This window comes from Paenibacillus sp. 01T422, assembly GCF_056398785.1.
In genome coordinates this window covers 1-1,425 of sequence record NZ_JBFTQB010001232.1, presented here as the reverse complement: position 1 = coordinate 1,425, position 1,425 = coordinate 1, and the positions used below count along the sequence as shown (strand labels likewise).

Annotated in this window: 1 protein-coding gene; it reads right to left on the bottom strand. The window is 41.3% G+C overall.

Annotated elements, in window-relative coordinates; all coding sequences use genetic code 11:
• Positions 1-1,102 (bottom strand): response regulator (locus tag AC1DUA_RS37490; protein WP_477504555.1); only part of this gene is annotated, 1,102 nt, incomplete at its 3' end.
• Positions 1,103-1,425 lie beyond the last annotated feature (323 nt).

The following is a 1,425-nucleotide window of genomic DNA, read 5'->3' as shown; positions in this document are numbered from 1 at the left end:
GACGCAAGACAATACGAAGAATAAATTCTTTGAAGGATTCAGGCAGAGGAAGTCCCTGGTTGATTTGTTTTTCGAAAATGGTATGGATTAATCGAATGGCTTTCTCTTTATCCGACTCGCGAACGGCATCAAGCAGCTCCTCTTCTTCGCGATATTTGGCAAGAACCTGCCCGCTAGCTGCCGGCATAATCTCTTCCAACGAAAGAATGATAGCGCTACCAAGAAAAAACTGATACGATAAAGCCCGTTTGGCATCTCCGAAAGATTGTTTGATTTGCCTGATGATATCCTCGCATTTACTGCCCAGCGCTAGGGTGATCTCCAAACCGTCTTCCTTCATTTTTCGAATACATTCGCGCAGCTTATCCTGCGTTTCAGTCGAGCGAATTTCGAATGAACTTGTGGATATGACAGTAACGAGAATACTTCTTCTGTCTTCTAAGAAAAATGAAACAGAGCCTGCTGCAGGCCCCAAAGTTTGTTCTATTTGTTCCTTAAGAAGCTGCTTGACCTGATAATCATCCATAAAATCCGCTGATCGAAACGCATTGATCTCTGTGAGCAGAACAGTGCCTGTCTCGATAGGAGGAAGTAATTTGCGTAATTCAGATAGACGTTTTCCTTCTATATGCCCCGCAATCCATTGGTTCATCAGATGATCATTGTAAATAGGGATTGTTTGATTAAGTTTGATGAGCGCATTTTCATTTTCTTGCAGCTGCGTATGATTGGCTGTTATTTCTCTTTCAATCTTCTCCAAAGTATGTTTCATCGTCTCTGCATCAACTGGCTTCAGTAAGTATTCACATACCCCTAAGCTAATTGCTTTTTGTGCATATTCGAATTGCCGGTATCCGCTTAATACGACAAGAATCGGCGGTTTGGCATAGGAGTCCAAGTGCTCTAACAGCTGTAATCCATCCATCTGTGGCATACGGATATCGCTAAAAACAATATCGATAGGATTGTCTGCCATAATGCCAAGCGCTTCATTCCCATTTTTCGCCTTAAACACCTGGTAATCCGGCCTTAGTTTCCCGATCAGATTCGCTAATCCATCCCTATGTCTTGGCTCATCATCGACAATTAATAATGTATACATCGAACTACCCCCTTCTCTCTATTTCGTGCAAAAGAAACACAACGTGTAAGCTCCTAGCAACAATTTCACCAAATACACGACATTCCCTGCTAATAAATTTGCTTTCGACAAAGGTTCTGTTCATTTATCAAAAACCAACATTTTCCTCAGCGAAAAGTCGAAGTTCTGCCGCTGCTGCTCTATATGTGTGGAATCCTTATTATCCGTGAAGAGATTATGCAAGATGAGATTCTCGTTGACAAACTGGCAACTAGATTTTATAGTAGTTAGATGATATCGATTATCATTATCAATTAATGAGTGGTTTAGTTCCACCTATAAGG